This is a genomic window from Flavobacterium sandaracinum, assembly GCF_004349135.1.
In the GTDB taxonomy this organism is placed as follows: Bacteria; Bacteroidota; Bacteroidia; order Flavobacteriales; family Flavobacteriaceae; genus Flavobacterium; species Flavobacterium sandaracinum.
The window spans coordinates 123993-140357 of sequence record NZ_SMFN01000006.1 but is presented as its reverse complement, the minus strand read 5'-3'; the positions used below and the strand labels follow the sequence as shown (position 1 = coordinate 140357).

General features: G+C 34.1%; 9 protein-coding genes. All 9 read right to left on the bottom strand.

Translation table 11 applies throughout. The features are described 5' to 3' along the window. Positions 1-71: 71 nt before the first annotated feature. Complete coding sequence (locus tag E0F91_RS07015) at positions 72-1937, bottom strand: trehalase family glycosidase (protein WP_132065604.1); 1866 nt, start codon at positions 1935-1937, stop codon at positions 72-74. Beyond that, positions 1934-3148, bottom strand: a complete 1215-nt coding sequence (locus tag E0F91_RS07010; protein WP_132065603.1) for an MFS transporter — start codon at positions 3146-3148, stop codon at positions 1934-1936. Before E0F91_RS07010 ends, E0F91_RS07015 begins: the two co-directional genes overlap by 4 nt. Positions 3149-3293: 145 nt before the next feature. Continuing rightward, a complete protein-coding gene (locus E0F91_RS07005) occupies positions 3294-5030 on the bottom strand; it encodes an alpha-amylase family protein (RefSeq protein WP_132065602.1) in 1737 nt (578 codons plus the stop codon). 6 nt (positions 5031-5036) lie between these two features. Next, complete coding sequence (locus E0F91_RS07000; RefSeq protein WP_073352245.1) at positions 5037-5963, bottom strand: carbohydrate kinase family protein; 927 nt, start codon at positions 5961-5963, stop codon at positions 5037-5039. Positions 5964-5979: 16 nt separating this feature from the next. Then, positions 5980-7284, bottom strand: a complete 1305-nt coding sequence (locus tag E0F91_RS06995; protein WP_132065601.1) for an MFS transporter — start codon at positions 7282-7284, stop codon at positions 5980-5982. A 133-nt stretch (positions 7285-7417) separates the two neighbouring features. Beyond that, positions 7418-8335 carry a GyrI-like domain-containing protein gene (locus E0F91_RS06990; RefSeq protein ID WP_132065600.1) on the bottom strand — a complete coding sequence of 306 codons (918 nt, stop codon included), beginning with the start codon at positions 8333-8335 and terminating at the stop codon, positions 7418-7420. Further along, positions 8335-9663 (bottom strand): vanadium-dependent haloperoxidase, encoded by a 1329-nt coding sequence (locus tag E0F91_RS06985; RefSeq protein ID WP_132065599.1) that lies wholly within the window; start codon positions 9661-9663, stop codon positions 8335-8337. Before E0F91_RS06985 ends, E0F91_RS06990 begins: the two co-directional genes overlap by 1 nt. Before the next feature lie 5 nt (positions 9664-9668). After that, on the bottom strand, positions 9669-12953 hold the full coding sequence (locus E0F91_RS06980; protein ID WP_132065598.1) for a VCBS repeat-containing protein: 3285 nt from the start codon (positions 12951-12953) through the stop codon (positions 9669-9671). Continuing rightward, positions 12946-16278, bottom strand: a complete 3333-nt coding sequence (locus tag E0F91_RS06975) for a VCBS repeat-containing protein (RefSeq protein WP_243698858.1) — start codon at positions 16276-16278, stop codon at positions 12946-12948. The genes E0F91_RS06980 and E0F91_RS06975 overlap by 8 nt, the downstream gene beginning before the upstream one ends. Positions 16279-16365 lie beyond the last annotated feature (87 nt).

Below are 16365 nucleotides of genomic sequence, written 5' to 3'. Positions count from 1 at the left end.
AATTGATTCATTTAGTGAATTATAAAGTTAAAAAAAAATTGCATTCAAATAACAAAAAATATTTTTCAGCGCTAAAATAGATCATCGGGAGAAATCAATTCTCCCAGTTTCTCTTTTAGTGTAGCATTCAAAATCTGCAATCCATATTGATAGGACGCATTCATCCAACCAAAACCTTCCTTTGCGATGTAATCAAATTCAGTCCCTACATTACCATATTCAGCAAACACTTTATGGGAACTGATTTCCAAATCAAATTTTTCTGGAATCGTTCCATTAAAATCAACCGCATTTCTAGTAATTAACCACAACCATCGGTACACCATTTCTTGTGCTTTATCTAAATAATCGTATTTAATTAATCCTTCCCACAGCAACATTTGGTGTGGCGCCCAGCCAAATGGATAATCCCATTGTCGTTGTGGTGCTTCTTCCGGAGCATTAGCAATACTCGCCTTTGTACTTCCTGTTATTCCTCCTGTTTTTACAAATTGTGGCAACGCTATTTCTACTAACTTTTTAGCTTGATTCTGATCACATAATCCTGCCCACAAAGGAAAAAAGGTTGTAGCTGCCTCAAATGGAAATTGTTCTTGGTTTACAAAATCATAATCAAAATACATTCCTGCAGCTTCATTCCAGCACAATTCATTAATTTTTTCTTTTCTAAATGCAGCCTTTTGTTCCCATTCGTTAGAAGTACACTTTATATCTCCAATTTGAAAGGTGTTCCCAAAATAGGTTGCAATTAAATAAGCAATGTCTTTTTCGTATTTATAAAGAAAACTATTTACATCAACGGAATTTAAGTTCGCACACCTATTTATAAGTCGATCCGTTGTGTCATGACCACTTTCACGCAAGCTTCGGTCATGAACAAAATACAGATCCAAATCAGCGTCAACCAATTTTCTTTCTAAATATTCTTTCTCAAATGCGCGAATCGGCATGTTATATTTTTCAGCATAAGGCGCTAAAACATCGTCAAAATGCCCAGGCTCCACTTCAAAGGGCATTCCAACGCCTTCCGCTTTATATCGGTTCAAACCCGTTTCTGTTAATCGGTTTCCTAACACCATCCAAACCGTATTGTATTCTAAAATAATGGCATCCAAATGACTCTTTAACCATTCTTGGTTAGGCACATTTTCTTTTACAATTTCAACAATCAGAGAAGAATACAATGGCGGTTGTGTTCTTGTCAAGTAATAACTTCGGTTTGCATTCAGAATTTTGCCGTAATGTGTGATTTGGTATTTAAAGTTCTCCGCGATAGCCATGGCTTTTTCGAGTTGGTTATCGATTAAAAGACCAATACCAATAAAATAACTATCCCAGCCATACATTTCATTGAATCTTCCGCCAGGGACTACAAATGGAACTCCTTGCAAACTATATATTTTTTGTTCTAAAGCCAAAGCTAAAATCCCTGGTTTATTGTTTAAAGTAGCCACATATTCTATGGAATAATTTACAGGTAGAATAGCTACTTTGAAATTTTGAAGTTCTTTTTCTAAATCTTGAAAATAAGAAACCCCTTGTTTGTCCGTTGCAGCTACGTAAAGCGTGGCCACATCACTAGCCATTTTTTCATCTTCTAAAATATGGGTCAACCCTTTTTTATCTATTGTTCTAGTCAATTCCGTCCAATAATCATCTCGGATTTTCCTTGAAATTCGCTGCACTGGATTTTCTTGAATTCGATCTAAATCGACTTCCCCAAATACTGAATTCCTGTCCTTAAGTTGTGCCAATTCCTGTAATAAATTGGATAAATGATAGGTCCCAACAATAGCCTCTTCGCACTGTGTAGTTTCATCAATCAAAATAAATTTTTTAGGACCAGTATCGTCTTTAGTAATTTTTTTATCCTGATCCGTATCCTCTTGAAATAATAATTCTTGGAATACTTTGTCTATGTTAAGTAAGAATTTCATTGTTTAGCAGTAAGTTTTTTTAAAATAAAGAAAGAAACAAGCAATAAGGACATTGGAATTAAAGTATAATAAAAAGCATTTTCCGGCCCTTCATTTTTAAATAAGTAACCAATAACTCTAGAACCTAAAGTACCCCCAAGTGCCGAGAAAACAACAATTAAACCCGTCATCGAACTGTGTAATTTTTTTGGCAAAGCACTTAAAACCACCGAATTTAATAGCGGATAAATAGGCGCAATAAAAAGTCCCACTAACGGAAATGCAAATCCTATTATTGGAATATCGCCAAGCGAATTGATTTCTTTGACCTCTAAACCAACTGTTTTAGGAAGTACAAAAATTACAATTAGCATAGCTGCCACGATACAAAAACTAAGTACCCAAATCCAATTGACCCTTTTTGTAATTACTCCTGCCAAAAGTCGTCCTACAGCTAATGAAATAGCCAAAATACTCGCCATCATAATACTGATATTCTCTGGTAAATGCAACACTTTACTATTGAAAGTAGGCAACCAAGACATGATTCCCTGCTCAATCATTACAAACAAGAATGCGCTGATTACAAAAACAATCGTCAATAATTTTGCGAATAATTTGAACATTTCTTTGAAGTCATCGGCTAAATCAACACCCGGAATTTCGGTTTGATTTTCGAATTTGGTAAAAAATAAAAAACCAAATGACAATAACGAAATCCCAGCTAACAACCAATAAACATTCAACCAAGCATCAGGATTCGCATCAGAATTAAAAGCGGGAAATAGGAAATAAGCGAGCGCAATCCCAATCATAAATACGCCTTCAATACTACTCATCAAACTATTATGTTCTTGTTGATTCTCCGTAATTGTTCCAATAAGCGAATACACAGACACTTTGATCAAGGCAAATGAGACGCCTACAGTGGCAAAAAGCACCTTGGCCATATCAAATGAATTTCCAAAATACATACTAATACATGCCACAGAAACCAAGGCCAGACCAATAAGCATGGCTTTTTTATACCCAAGCCTTGGCAAAAACGAAGCAATTAAAAAGGACACTATAGCGATAGGTAAATCCTTGTAAGCTTCTAGAACGCTTGCCTGCAATTCATCAACGCCATAATTTTTTTGCGCCTTTAATATCACAATTCCCACGCTGTTCAGTAGAATTGCAAATACAAAGTAATTGAGATACATGGCAATTTTAACCGTACTTTTTTTCATCTTTTACCTTATGTTGAGGTGAACTATTATTTAGTACTAAATTATAGTTCAGTAATTAAATATTCTTAAATATGTTTTGAGTTCTACAATCTAGATTCATTTTAATGTTTTAACAAGTCTACTTTTTTAGATTCCAATACAAAATTTAAAAACTCATATTGTTTGTGATTCCGTTTTCTATGTGGTTAATCGTAAAACTATTTGTTAAAAGGTTCACTTTTAAATGCGCAAGCGCGTCACCGTTCACCCATTTGATATCTATAACAGTAGCATCAGAATCATTAATTCCCACTTGACCTGAAAAAGCAGCAGATGTATTACGTAAACGAATAATTTGCAACTGTTTCTGAACAACGTCAGTTTTCAAACCTTGCTCAATATCCTGCATTGACAATGCAGTACGATTGATTTCTTTATGTCCTGCACTACCGCCATTATCTGCCGCTTCGTAATTGTTTTTTCCCGCAAAAATATCCAAGTACCATACTTGCGGTATTCCTGGAACAAACATTTGGATGACTCTTGCTAAAAGCAACTTTTGCTCGTCTTCTCCCAAAGCACTAAAAAAAGTAGCATTGATTTGATAATAAGAAATTTTCTTTCCTGAAGGATCGTATAAGTTTTTTACACGCCCACCCCGTTCCATTATTGTAGTCATTATCCCTTCAATCTCGGCATCCTCTAACAATCCTTTATTATAAAACCCATTTACCTCTTTGCCTTTCAAGTCTAAAACAGGAATTCCATCATGGCAACCTAACATGTTTACTGTTTTATATCCTTTAGTAATAATTTCTTTGGCCCAGCTTAACAAAGCACTACTAGTTTTGTTTTCGATAGTATGTATCGTTAAACCTGGTAAGAAAAAGTCGTAAATATAGTACCCTTCAGTAGCAACCTCATCATGTAAATGCAAACCATACTCTGCATGAATTTCTGGCAGAAGCATCAAATTATTTTTTTGTGCGATTTGATTAATCCGTTCTAGATATTCCCAAGTTCCCGGTTTGTTAAAAAAATTGGACTCCCCAACTTGTTTGTGCAAATAGGCGAAAGCATCTAAACGGAGAATAGTACATCCGTAACCCTTAACCTTTTTCAGAGTCTCCTCATAGAAATCCCAAACCAAAGGTGATTTCCCATTGACATCCATTTGCCCTAAATAGGAACGCTTTTGTTCTACAATTTGTAAAATATCGGCTTTTAATGGCGTACAATCTTTAAAATCAATCATTGAAAAATCTTGATTATTTGCTATGGCCTGATTAATGACAGGAACAATATATAAACATTGCGCTTCCGTTAATCCTTTTATGTTTTCCAACTCATCAATTGTGATTGAATTGTAGGTGATTTGTTGATAAAAAGTATTCCAATAGGGTTGTTCTGAACCATCTGGAAAACGTACTTTGAGGATAGGCAACCCCGACTTTCTCATGAATAACTTGTTGAGAAACTGTGGTTTTGGAATGATAATTCCATCTTCATTTTCGACACCGTTTCCTTGCCAGAATTCATTCCAATTGATGAAAAAATCTTTATACTTAGATTTATTTCCATGTTGCAATAGGTCTTTGAACTGAGGAGATGCAACAGAAAGATGGTTTAAAACAATGTCAAATTTCAATTTAATTTGAAGATCGTCTAAATCTTTCAAGTCCTTAGTATCTACTAAATCTGTATTAATATCATAATCAATAATAGAAAAACCTCTATCTAAATCACTATTGAAAAAGGTAGGCAAGACATATAACAAAGAAAAAACATCTTTGAATTCGGTCATTTTGAGCATTTCAATCGTATCACTGAATTTTTCACCAATACTATCTGGATACACATTAAGCATTACGCCGTTGCTAATTTTTGTACTTTTTTGTTGCATGATATTTTATAATAGTTTTGAAAGGATATTGATATTATCCGGTAATCGACCCACATTTTGCAATTTTAAAGCGGCTAATTTTAAAGCAATATCTAAACATTCTTGGATTGATTTTTCCTTGATGTAAGCAAATAAAAATCCAGACCAAAATGCATCACCAGCGCCTGTAGTATCCATAACCTTATCAATCTTTATCGCTGGCATTTCAATTACTTTTTCTCCTTTTTGAGATAATTTCACCCCTTTGCTACCTAAAGTCAAACAAACAATGTCCACACCTTGATCATGAAAAAACTGAAAAATTTCATCATGAGGTAGCTCTTTCTCAAAAAGGCGTAGCATATCGTCCTCACTAATTTTTATCAATGGATTGAATTGGCAATAGGTTTTAATTACTTTAAATGCTTTCTTTTGACTTTTCCATAGTTTTCTTGCGTAGTTCACATCGATACTCAGCTTACAACCTAGGTTATATGCTTCTTGCGCCTTTTTTAAGATCGTTTTTTGTGCAGGATTTTTACTCAATGCAAAACAGGTAGTATGAAATATGGTTGTATTTGCTAGTGTTTCGCTTGAAATTTGCTCTTCATAAATACAACAATCTGCAGAGCGATACGGTATAAAATCTGGAGTACCATCTGACCTCGAAACAAAAATCACGCTTGTAGATTTGTCTTCTAAAATGTTCAAATGATCCGTATTCACTCCAACATCACCAAGTCGCTCCGCAATATATGTCCCAAAACCATCCTTCCCAACCGTTGCAACCATGATAGTATTTAAACCCAATCGGGTGGAATTCATAGCAACGTTAGTAGGGGAACCGCCTAAATACCTATGATAATCTCTTGTTTCATTTATCAATACTCCTTCTTGATGCCCGATGAAATCAACAAGAACTTCACCTACACAAAGAATGTCTATTTTATCCATCTTGTTGTTTATTGAATTATTCACTTACTTTTATCTTTTTTATTTTTATCAATAGTGTGCATAGTGCTGCAATCGCTAATAATACACCCGCAAAACTTATTGCTTGACGTGGATCATTGTCTAGAAAATTCCTTAGTATATAACCAAATGATAGGTTTTGAATAATCATAGGAATCACAATCATCATATTAATAATACCCATATACACACCATATCTTTCTTTTGAAATAACAGCAACAACCATCAAATACGGAATTCCCATCATACTTGCCCATGCAATTCCATAACCAATAACCACTGCAAAAAACACATACTGGTTTTGCACCAATGGAAACCATAAAAAAGAAACGGCCCCAAATAACAGACACACAAAATGAATCATTTTAGCACCATGCTTTTTGGCTAATTTTGCCAAATAAAAAGCAATTGAAAAGGTAACTATAAAACCAAATGCACCGATTAATCCGTTCCATTCTACCGCTTTTTCATAGCCTGCAGGGTTCTTTGGGGTTACATCCCAAACGGATAATGCAATACTTTTTGAATTATTTTGCCAATAACACATCATCGCATACCATTGAAACAAGTACACCAAGAAAAGTTGCCACATTACTTTTGGCATTTCCAAAACTGCTTTGTAAATATCAATAAAAGGAGAAAAAACATTTAAAGGCTCCGCTTTCAAAACAGCCAATTCTTCCTCAGTAGGTGGAATTTCCTTAGTTTTACTCATGCTCCACCAAATAGAAGTAACAGAGAGTACAGCACCTAGAAAAAAGGAAGCGTATATCCAAGTGGGCAAAGAACCTGTGTATCCAACAAAGACAATTGGAAATAGAAAAAGAGAGATATACGCTAAAAACTGCCCAAAACCAGTAAAGAAACTTTGTGCTTGAAAGCCCATTGGTTGTTGTTCTTCATCTAGTGTATCTGCAATAAAAGCACGATAAGGCTCCATCGCAGTATTGTTACCCACATCTAGAATCCAAAGCAAACCAGCTGCCATCCATAAGGAACTGCTGAATGGAAATAAAAATAAAGCGATACTACAAATTATGGCTCCAATAAAAAAGTATGGTTTGCGCCTTCCCCATCTTGGATGCCATGTTTTATCACTCATTGCGCCTATGATGGGCTGAATCAGTAATCCCGTTAATGGTCCCGCAAGATTCAGTATCGGGATTTGGTCCGGACTGGCGTGCAAAAAATCATAAATGGGATTTACAGCACTTTGTTGCAAACCAAAACTATATTGTATCCCAAAAAAACCAACATTCATATTGATTATCTGCCAGAAGCTTAATTTTACCTTTAAATTCATTCTAGATGGTTAATTTGTTAATTTTTTCTAAATTTAATTTTAAAATTGCCAATTAAAAACAGAATAAAAACAAAAACGTTTTCGGAAGACCCGAAAACGTTTTCGATAATTTAAATCAATTTAAAAAACCTTTCTATTTTGATGCAAAAGGGACAATTATTCGGGTCTCCCATTCCAATTCATTTCCTCCATTAAAAGGATTTGACAAGAAATTTTCCAACACTTTATTTTCCAATGCAATATTGTGCTTTTTTGCATAATCCAGTAGCGCAAACCAAGCTCTGTCTGAGGTTCTGAAATTCCCAAAATAAGTTGCTTTCAATCCCTTGACTGCTGCTAAAGTTTTGAACTTTACTACTTCATTCTCAATGATTTTTGTGTTTTTATCAATTGGAAAACAATAATTAAAATCGATTGTTTCTTGATCTAAATCCCAATTTGTAATTTCAACATAAGGCCTTCCTATAATTTTTATTTTATTTTCAAACAAAAAACCGGTAATCATTGCATCGTTTCGAATCATTGTTTGTCCTTTTTCTTGCAAAATACTTTTTAAATTAATGTAGGCTACAAATGTTTCTTCGGAAGTTCCTTCTCCATCAATTCTTACTTTAAAATTTTTCAAATGTTCGCTCAAACCTTTCTTAAAATCAATTACTTTTTTGATTTGTTCTTGCTTGAAATCTGTATTAAAAAAAGGTGCTGTTAGTTTATTGTACCAACTATGATTCCTATCTTTTATCCCGACATTTACTTTAGTCACCGAATCGTTTATAGCGGTGATATCCCACGTATATTCCATTTGGACCGCTCCTTTTTTCATTTCTTGTTTGATAAAATCAAAGTTTCGTTTTTCTACAATCGTATACTTTTCTTTTTCTTTTTCTAATTGAAGAACAGACCATTCCTGAATTCCTTGAAAAACGGTTCCAGTAGCTGCATTTACTTTAAACGAAATGCAATAATCAGTCTTCTTTACAAATAAATACCAAATTAAAAACAAGGATAAAAACGCACTACAAACTATTATAATTTTTTTTCTGACTGTCATTATTCTTTAATCATCTTTAATTTTTCGACAATAAAATTTCCTATGGTTTTACCATGATCAATTCCGTTTACAATGGCGGCTCTGTAATGAATTCCTCCATACAAGCGACTCATAGCCGCTTCCTGGGCGGCGGCGTTAAAGGATCCGAAATTTCTTTTTGGCAACCCAAACTGTAATTCAGTGTCATCTGTGTACGAAAAATTATCTCCAAAAACTGAGGTTAAAACTATTGCTGAACATGTTGAAACCACAGAATGACCGCTAGTATATTCTGGAAAAGGAGGCGTCTGCAATAAGGGTTTCCAATTTTCATCAATATTTTGATTGATAACTGTTTCCGGACGCACTACATTACTTTTGAATTTTTGATCCCAACAACTGATAAAACCTTCAAAAATACCAATCGAGGTTTTCGTGTAGGCAAAAACTGTTTTAGCAAAATCAGCGTTTGATTTTTTTGATGCAATTTTTACAATTCCTATCCAATGAGCTCCTGGTGTAATTTTCTTTTTGGCAAACATCATGTGTCCTTGGGAAACCGAAACGTAAGGATTACAATCCCAGAATTGAGCAATTTTAATTTCTTCTGAATTATCTCCTTTTTCAACCATCTCTTTGCTAATATCATAGACTTCTTGAACTTCCTTAAAAAATGGAGATTTTTTATCTAACGAAAATGCAAAAGCAGGAATTGGTTTGAATTGAGCGGCAGAGTCGAGAACCAAAGTCCTTATTTCTCCCCAATGTGGCTCCACGGCATCCATGTATGCTGGCGGTGTAGGTTGCCATCTTCCTGGTTGATTGGCATAAACCGAAAATTTAGACATGGTTCTAGTTTCTTTGTAATTGTCTTTTGCCATCCATTTCTTGATGCGCTCAGCAACTTTTAGTCCGTATTCTTTAGAAACTATAAACTCTTCTTCATTTTCATCAGTCCATTTTTGATATAAACTATCTCTGAATTTGTCTACTATTTCCTCTGAGAAAACTAATTGCTTACTTAATTCCATGTGTGCTACAAGAGCTGCCAAAGGCTGATTCACACCGCTTTTCGAATCTAACTTTGGTATAGAATCCAGTCCGTTCAATTGATTTTGAAGACTGATATACGTCTTACTATTTTGAGCCATGATTTCATAAGCCGCAATGTTTGGATACACAAAAATCCTACTGGCAACAGGTGGCGAAAAAATATCATGAATCATGATTTGAGTAACATTATCTATTGCAGCATGGTATTCATCGGTAGTAACGACAATCGACTTTTCCTTTTTACAAGAAATAAAAAGAAGACTAATTATGGCAATACTAAAAATTTTTGCTTTCATTTTTATTAATTTGTAGGTTGCTTTTTATTTCCATTTTTAGCAGAAGGCATTTCGTAAAGTTCTGCTTTTTTATTGTTGATGGTAACCAGCATGTATTTTTTGCCATTTAAAGTAATAATATCAAGGTGTCTAACCGCTTTTTGGGTTAAGTCAATTCCAATTTGATTGCCTAAAAATATAGTTTTTTCATCTTTGATTAAAGCACCGGAAAAACCATCAAATCTGCTGTGGTATGGAGAAACTCCAAAATAATTTCCAGCAGCAAAAACTTCTTCTCTGGCATCTGAATCAAAATTAGATTTTACAAAACTCGTAATTGGTGCGACTTGCATTTTATTAGAAAAGGGAACAAAAGTAAATTTCCCCTTATCGTTTCTTAAATAACCCGATTTCAAATTATGTACTTCATATAATTTTGCTTTTTCAAGCATTTTTGGATCAAAAACTTCTTCCAGTGTTTTTCCTGCAAAGGATTTATAACTATTGAATTTCTTTTTTAGCATTCCACTAAATTGTTCTGCCAACTCATCCAGCCCTAATGCAGTATAGTATTTCCCACCCTTTTCTATAGCAACAATAGTTTCAAAATTTCCATTAATATCAAAATCATCGTAATACATCTTCATTGGAAAATCAGCGGACGCTTTAAATTTTGAATTCAGACCCCAATTCCCAACTAAATAATCTTGATCGCCATCCTGATCGATATCAAAAGGAATTATGGATTGCCATAATCCATTGCTTTTTTCTGGAAAAACAGTTGCTGTTACATCCGTAAATTTACCGTTTTTATTTGCGAAAAATGTAGGTTTCATCCATTCTCCAATTACAATTAAGTCCATTTTTCCATCCTTGTTGAAATCAGTAAAAACAGCATCCGTAACCATTCCGATTTTCTCAAAAGTTTTGCTTTGGACCACCGTAAAAACTCCTTTGTTATTGTTTAACAAATAGCCATCTGGAAGGCTACCAAATCTATTATTTATGGAATTATTACCCACAAAAAGGTCTAAGTCTCCATCATTATCATAATCAAAAGCCTTAACAACGGAGCCATTTTGTGCTATTTTAGGCAATGCTACTTTAATAAATTGGTTGCTTTTATTCAAATACAAACGATCCTGTAAGTCCGCTGCATTTTCACCTCCACCGGAAGCAACATACAAATCATTCAATCTATCATTATTGAAATCTCCAATCACCGCGAAGGCATCTTCAAAAACAGAATCCTTTTCGATTTCAGTAACTTTGTTTTTTACAAATCCAGTAGCATTTTGAAAATAGATCATTGCTTTTTTACCTTTGGAACCACCAAAGAATATATCCTCTTTTCCATCACCGTTTAAATCCCCTATTGCCGTTGCAGGACCTCGATCTGACCGTTGATACGGAATTAATTTTTGAACTAAAAAGTCGACATAATCATTTTCCTGATGCGTAAAATCGATTCCTAATCCTGTTTCTACCTTTTTGAAAATGGGTAAAACAGTAGGATGTAACTTTTTGTAATCAAAAGCTTTCCTCTCTTTATTTGCTTTTATAGTTAGCGTTTGAGCCGTTTTAACATTTTTCAAGGTTTGGTAGGTCTTATCAGGCCAAACTACCACTAATGAATCAATTTGTTTTGTTTTACCATAGCCAAAATGGATTATTGGTTCTGATGAAGATTGAAATCCTCGGGTAGTCTGCAATTCCTTAAATTGTTTTTTACCTTTGGAATACGAAATCACTTTGGCTCCAATTCCAAAAGTATTTTTTCCTGTAAACCGAAGTTTCAATTTTAAATAGTTTGCTTTCGCATCCGTTTTATTGATGTAAACCGAAGCAATAGCATTCGTATTATTAGTGATTACATCCAAATCTCCATCATTATCGAGATCAGCATAACCACTACCATTTGATATTATAGAATCATTTTCAATCCAATCCTTCGAGCGGTTTTTAAATTGTAAATCAGTTGCCCCTTGAAAAATATAATTCGTTACATTCCCCTTTGGCATTCGCTTCAAAGCCTCTTTATCCAATAACTTTGTGGTGTTAATTTTACTTTTTATTTGATCATTTGAATAATATTTCACATAGTCCAAATCATTTGGACGCTTTGGAATTCCGTTACTCACAAAGATATCCTGCTCCCCATCTTGATCATAATCTCCAAATAAAGTGCTCCAACTCCAATCTGTTGCTGCAATACCACTTAGCAATGCAGTTTCGGTAAAGTGGTTTCCAGCCTGATTCAATTGTAGCATGTTTCTCGTGTACTGGTAATGATAGCCCAATTTCTCGGTTCTCATTTTTAGCATTTGTACATTATCATCTCCAAGAGAAGATTTCAAAACTTTTTCATCCTCGGGAAGCATATCTAAACTCAGAATATCAGGAAAACCATCATGATTCACATCGGCAACATCAACCCCCATAGAAAAACGACTGGTGTGACCAAAATACTGTTTGAGACTTTCGGTAAAAGTTCCGTCTCCATTGTTTAAATAGTAATAATCATCTTCGTGAAAATCATTTCCCACATAGATATCTGGATAACCATCTAAATTAAAATCAGAAACTGCCAATCCCAATCCATATCCATTGGCACCGCCAAAAATTCCTGCCTGTTCGCTTACATCGACAAATTTTCCGTTATCATTGCGAAATAATTTATCTCCACACTCATAGCTTCTTTTGTTTCGAACGGAAGCAGTACCAAAAGAGGATTCAGAGTGTACGGCGTGATTCAATAAATACATGTCTAAATCTCCATCTAAATCATAATCAAAAAATGCTACCGAAGAGCTGTAATTATCTAAATCTAATCCGTATTCAGCCGCACTTTCTGTAAAAGTGTTGTCCTTATTATTGATAAATAATTCATTATGACCTTCGAAACCATTGATTCCTACTACGGCACAAACATAAATATCAAGATAACCGTCTCCATTCACGTCAGCCATAACGGTACCTGCGTTCCAATCACTTTGACCTTCTACTCCAGCTTTAGCCGAAATTTCTTCAAACTTATTGTTCCCTTTATTTAAATACAGTTTGTTTTTTCCTTGATTAGATGTAAAATATATATCAACTAAACCATCGTTATTAATGTCGCCAAGAGCCACTCCACCACCATTGTAATAGTACAAGTAATCTAAAATGGAAATGTTTTTAGAATCCAAAAGTTGGTTGTTAAATAAAATATTGCTTTCCTCCGAAGGCAACATCTCAAATAACTTCCCTTCCTTTTTGGAACAACTACTAAACAGCAATAAAGCCAATCCTATTCTAAAATAATTATTCATTGCGTCTAAATATTTTTGGGGTATTATCATTAACAACCGCTATGATCGATACCGTTTTATTTTTGTCTTTAATTAGCTTCAGGTTTTTCACCTCTCCTCTAATGAAGAAACCAGATTGATTATAAGGCAACCAGGAAAAAGTTCCGTTTTTACTGCCTAGAAGAACGCTACCGTAATTGGCGTCCAATCTCGAAAACTGTGGTTTAAATTCGTATTGATTTCCTCCCAATACCAAATCCAAAATTCCGTCACTATTTACATCCATTACACAAATTGAATTTACAGATGAGAATTGAACTTCTTTTGGGAGTGTTTTAATTTCAAATTTACCATTTCCTTTATTTATTGCAACGATACTTTCTTGTATATTGACCGTCTTTTGTATCGAATTACTAACTATTTCCGGGACAAATAATTCTTGAAAGGTCTTGGTAGCATAATCCTTGTAACTTAAATTTTTCTTTTTAATCGATGGAATCTGTCGTGCTACTTCTTGCTTTAAGTTTATTGGCAAATCTTTACCTTCAATTGATTGAGTTGCTATTTGCTCAATAGTTCCATTATTATCAAAATCATTGACAAACAATTTCAATGGGTTTGCAGCAGCTGGTTTGTACGGAGTATTTGTCCCTTTATTACCCAAAATTAAATCTTTCTTACCATCATTATTTAAGTCCACACAACGCACTGCATTCCAGAAACCTTTGTAATCAATAAGATTCGATTTATATTCAGTCAATCTTCGACCGGTATTTTTGAAAATCATTGGAGCGGTCCAATCCCCAACCAAGATTAAATCCTTTTTGGAATCATTGTCAATATCTTCCCAAATGGCATCAGTAATCATTCCAACCGTATTAATTTTGAATGCCTTTTTGTCAATTACATTAGTGAAATTTCCTTTGCCGTCATTTTCCAATAACAAATGCTTCGGATCAATTCCATACACACCGGGAACGCTTCGACTTCCTATAAATACATCAATGTCACCATCATTATCAAAATCATAAGGAGCAATTACAGCTACATTATTATTGGTCGTTGGCATATTAGTTTTACTTTTTACAAAAACTCCTTTACCGTTATTTAAATACAAACGGTTTATATAATTGGCCTGATCTGCTTTTTCGTTTCCACCTGAACCTACTAACAAATCAAGATCACCATCATTATCTGCATCAAAAAAACTGGCTGCCGTATCTTCAAAATTAAAATCGACATCTAAGTCTTGCTGTGAAGTTGTAGTAAAATTACCGTTCCCATTATTCAAATATATTTTACCAGCCTGCCCTTTGGCTCCGCCAATAAACACATCTTCATTTCCGTCACCATTTATATCCGCAACGGCAAGTGAAGGGCCTTCTTGCGAAAGCATTTTAGAAATTAATCCTTCATAATCAAAATCAACATAATTATTTTCTTTATGTGCTAAAAAAGTTGTTTTCTTTTCATCAAACAAGGGTTTTGACTTTACAACTTTTGGAACATAATCTACTTTGGCATTTACAATATTCAAATTAATAGTAGCATTATTGACGATTTTTTTAATGGTTTGAAATTTTCCATTTGGCCAAATAACCTGCAAGGAATCAATTTTTTTAGTTCCAATTCCAAAAGTCATTACATAATCAATTGAGGATTGAAAACCTCTAGAAGGAATCAACTCTTGTCTCAGAATTTCCTTTCCTGAGAATAATTCTACAATACTACCAACAGCAAATTTATTTTGACCCTCTCCTTTCAATTTAACTTTTACAAAATGGTTCTTCTTATTTTTCTCTGAATTATTGCGATAGACGAAAGATTCCATATTAACATTATTGACAATCAAATCTAGATCGCCGTCATTATCTAAATCGCCATAAGCTGCGCCATTAGAAAAACTCGGAGTATTTAATCCCCACTTCATCGCTTCATTGCTAAAGGTCAGGTTTTTGTTGTTCTTGAAGGCATAATTGGGTATTGGTGTACTTGGCATTTTACTGATAATGGTTTGAATTTCTTCTTTTTTACCTGTAACCACCATTTTTTGCATAAATTCATTAGCAAAAAAATCAACAAAATCTTGATTCGTTAAATCGTTATAAATTCCGTTACAAACGTAAATATCTTTGTATCCATCATTATCCATATCAAATAATAAAGCGCCCCAACTCCAGTCGGTTTTGGCAACACCGGCATGATTTGCTATTTCAAGAAATTGATTATTGCCATTATTTATTTGCAGCGTGTTCTGCATATATTGTGTATAAAAATCGAGATTTACTTTTCGGGTAAATAAATCATAATTTTCAAAATTTGTGGTCGTTTTTAATCGTTCGTCCGGTTCCGGTAACATATCCGTTACAAAAATATCGGCTTTCCCGTCATTGTTGACATCGGCCATATCAGCTCCCATGGAGGATTGACTGATGTGCGATGTCCATCCCTGAATTTGTTCGGTAAAGGTTCCGTTTTTATTATTGATGTATAAATAATCCCGCTCATAAAAATCATTCGAAATATAAATATCCGGATACAAATCTCCGTTTACATCACCTACAGTAACTCCAAGTCCAAAGCCAATAAGGCTACCGTAAATACCCGCTGAAGCACTGACGTCAACAAATTTTCCGTTATCATTGCGCAATAGTTTATCGCCTCCACCTTTGAGAATTTCGGCTACATCCCAATCTTTATCTCTTAAATCTCTTTTATTCGAATAATTAAGGCTGCTTACTGGAATAAAACTGTTGTTTAAAATATAAACATCTAAATCCCCATCTTTATCATAATCAAAAAAGGCTGCATGAGTTGTAATTCCTGTATCAGCCAAATTATATTCAGCTGCTTTTTCAGTAAAAGTATTATTGCCGTTATTGATAAAAAGCTCATTTTTTTGTTGATTTCCTAAACTATTCCCTGCGTTACACACATAAATATCAAGGAATCCATCCGCATTTAAATCAACCATAACTACGCCTGTAGACCAAGTTTTGGTTCCTTCGACACCTGCTTTTTTAGAAATATCTTCAAATTCGAAATTTCCTTTATTTAAATATAATTTGTTGGTTCCAAGATTTGAAGTAAAATACACATCAGAAAGACCATCATTGTTGATGTCACCAATAGCAACACCTCCGCCATTATAAAAGTTTCGGTATTTGAATATATTCATATCCGCACCATTCTTTACTTCATTAACAAAATTAATTCCTGTTTTAGAAGCATCTAATTTGGAAAATAAAGTGTCTTTATTTTCTGAATTTTCTTTGGAACAATTGGAAAAAAGTAGAATAATTAAGGGTAATAAGACAAAACGATTTGACATATTATATTGTGGCATTTTAGTTAGGGAATTGTATGAATTAGAATTGCCTAATTTATATAATATTGGTATAAAAAAGAATAAAATAGTTATAAAATAAAGAGG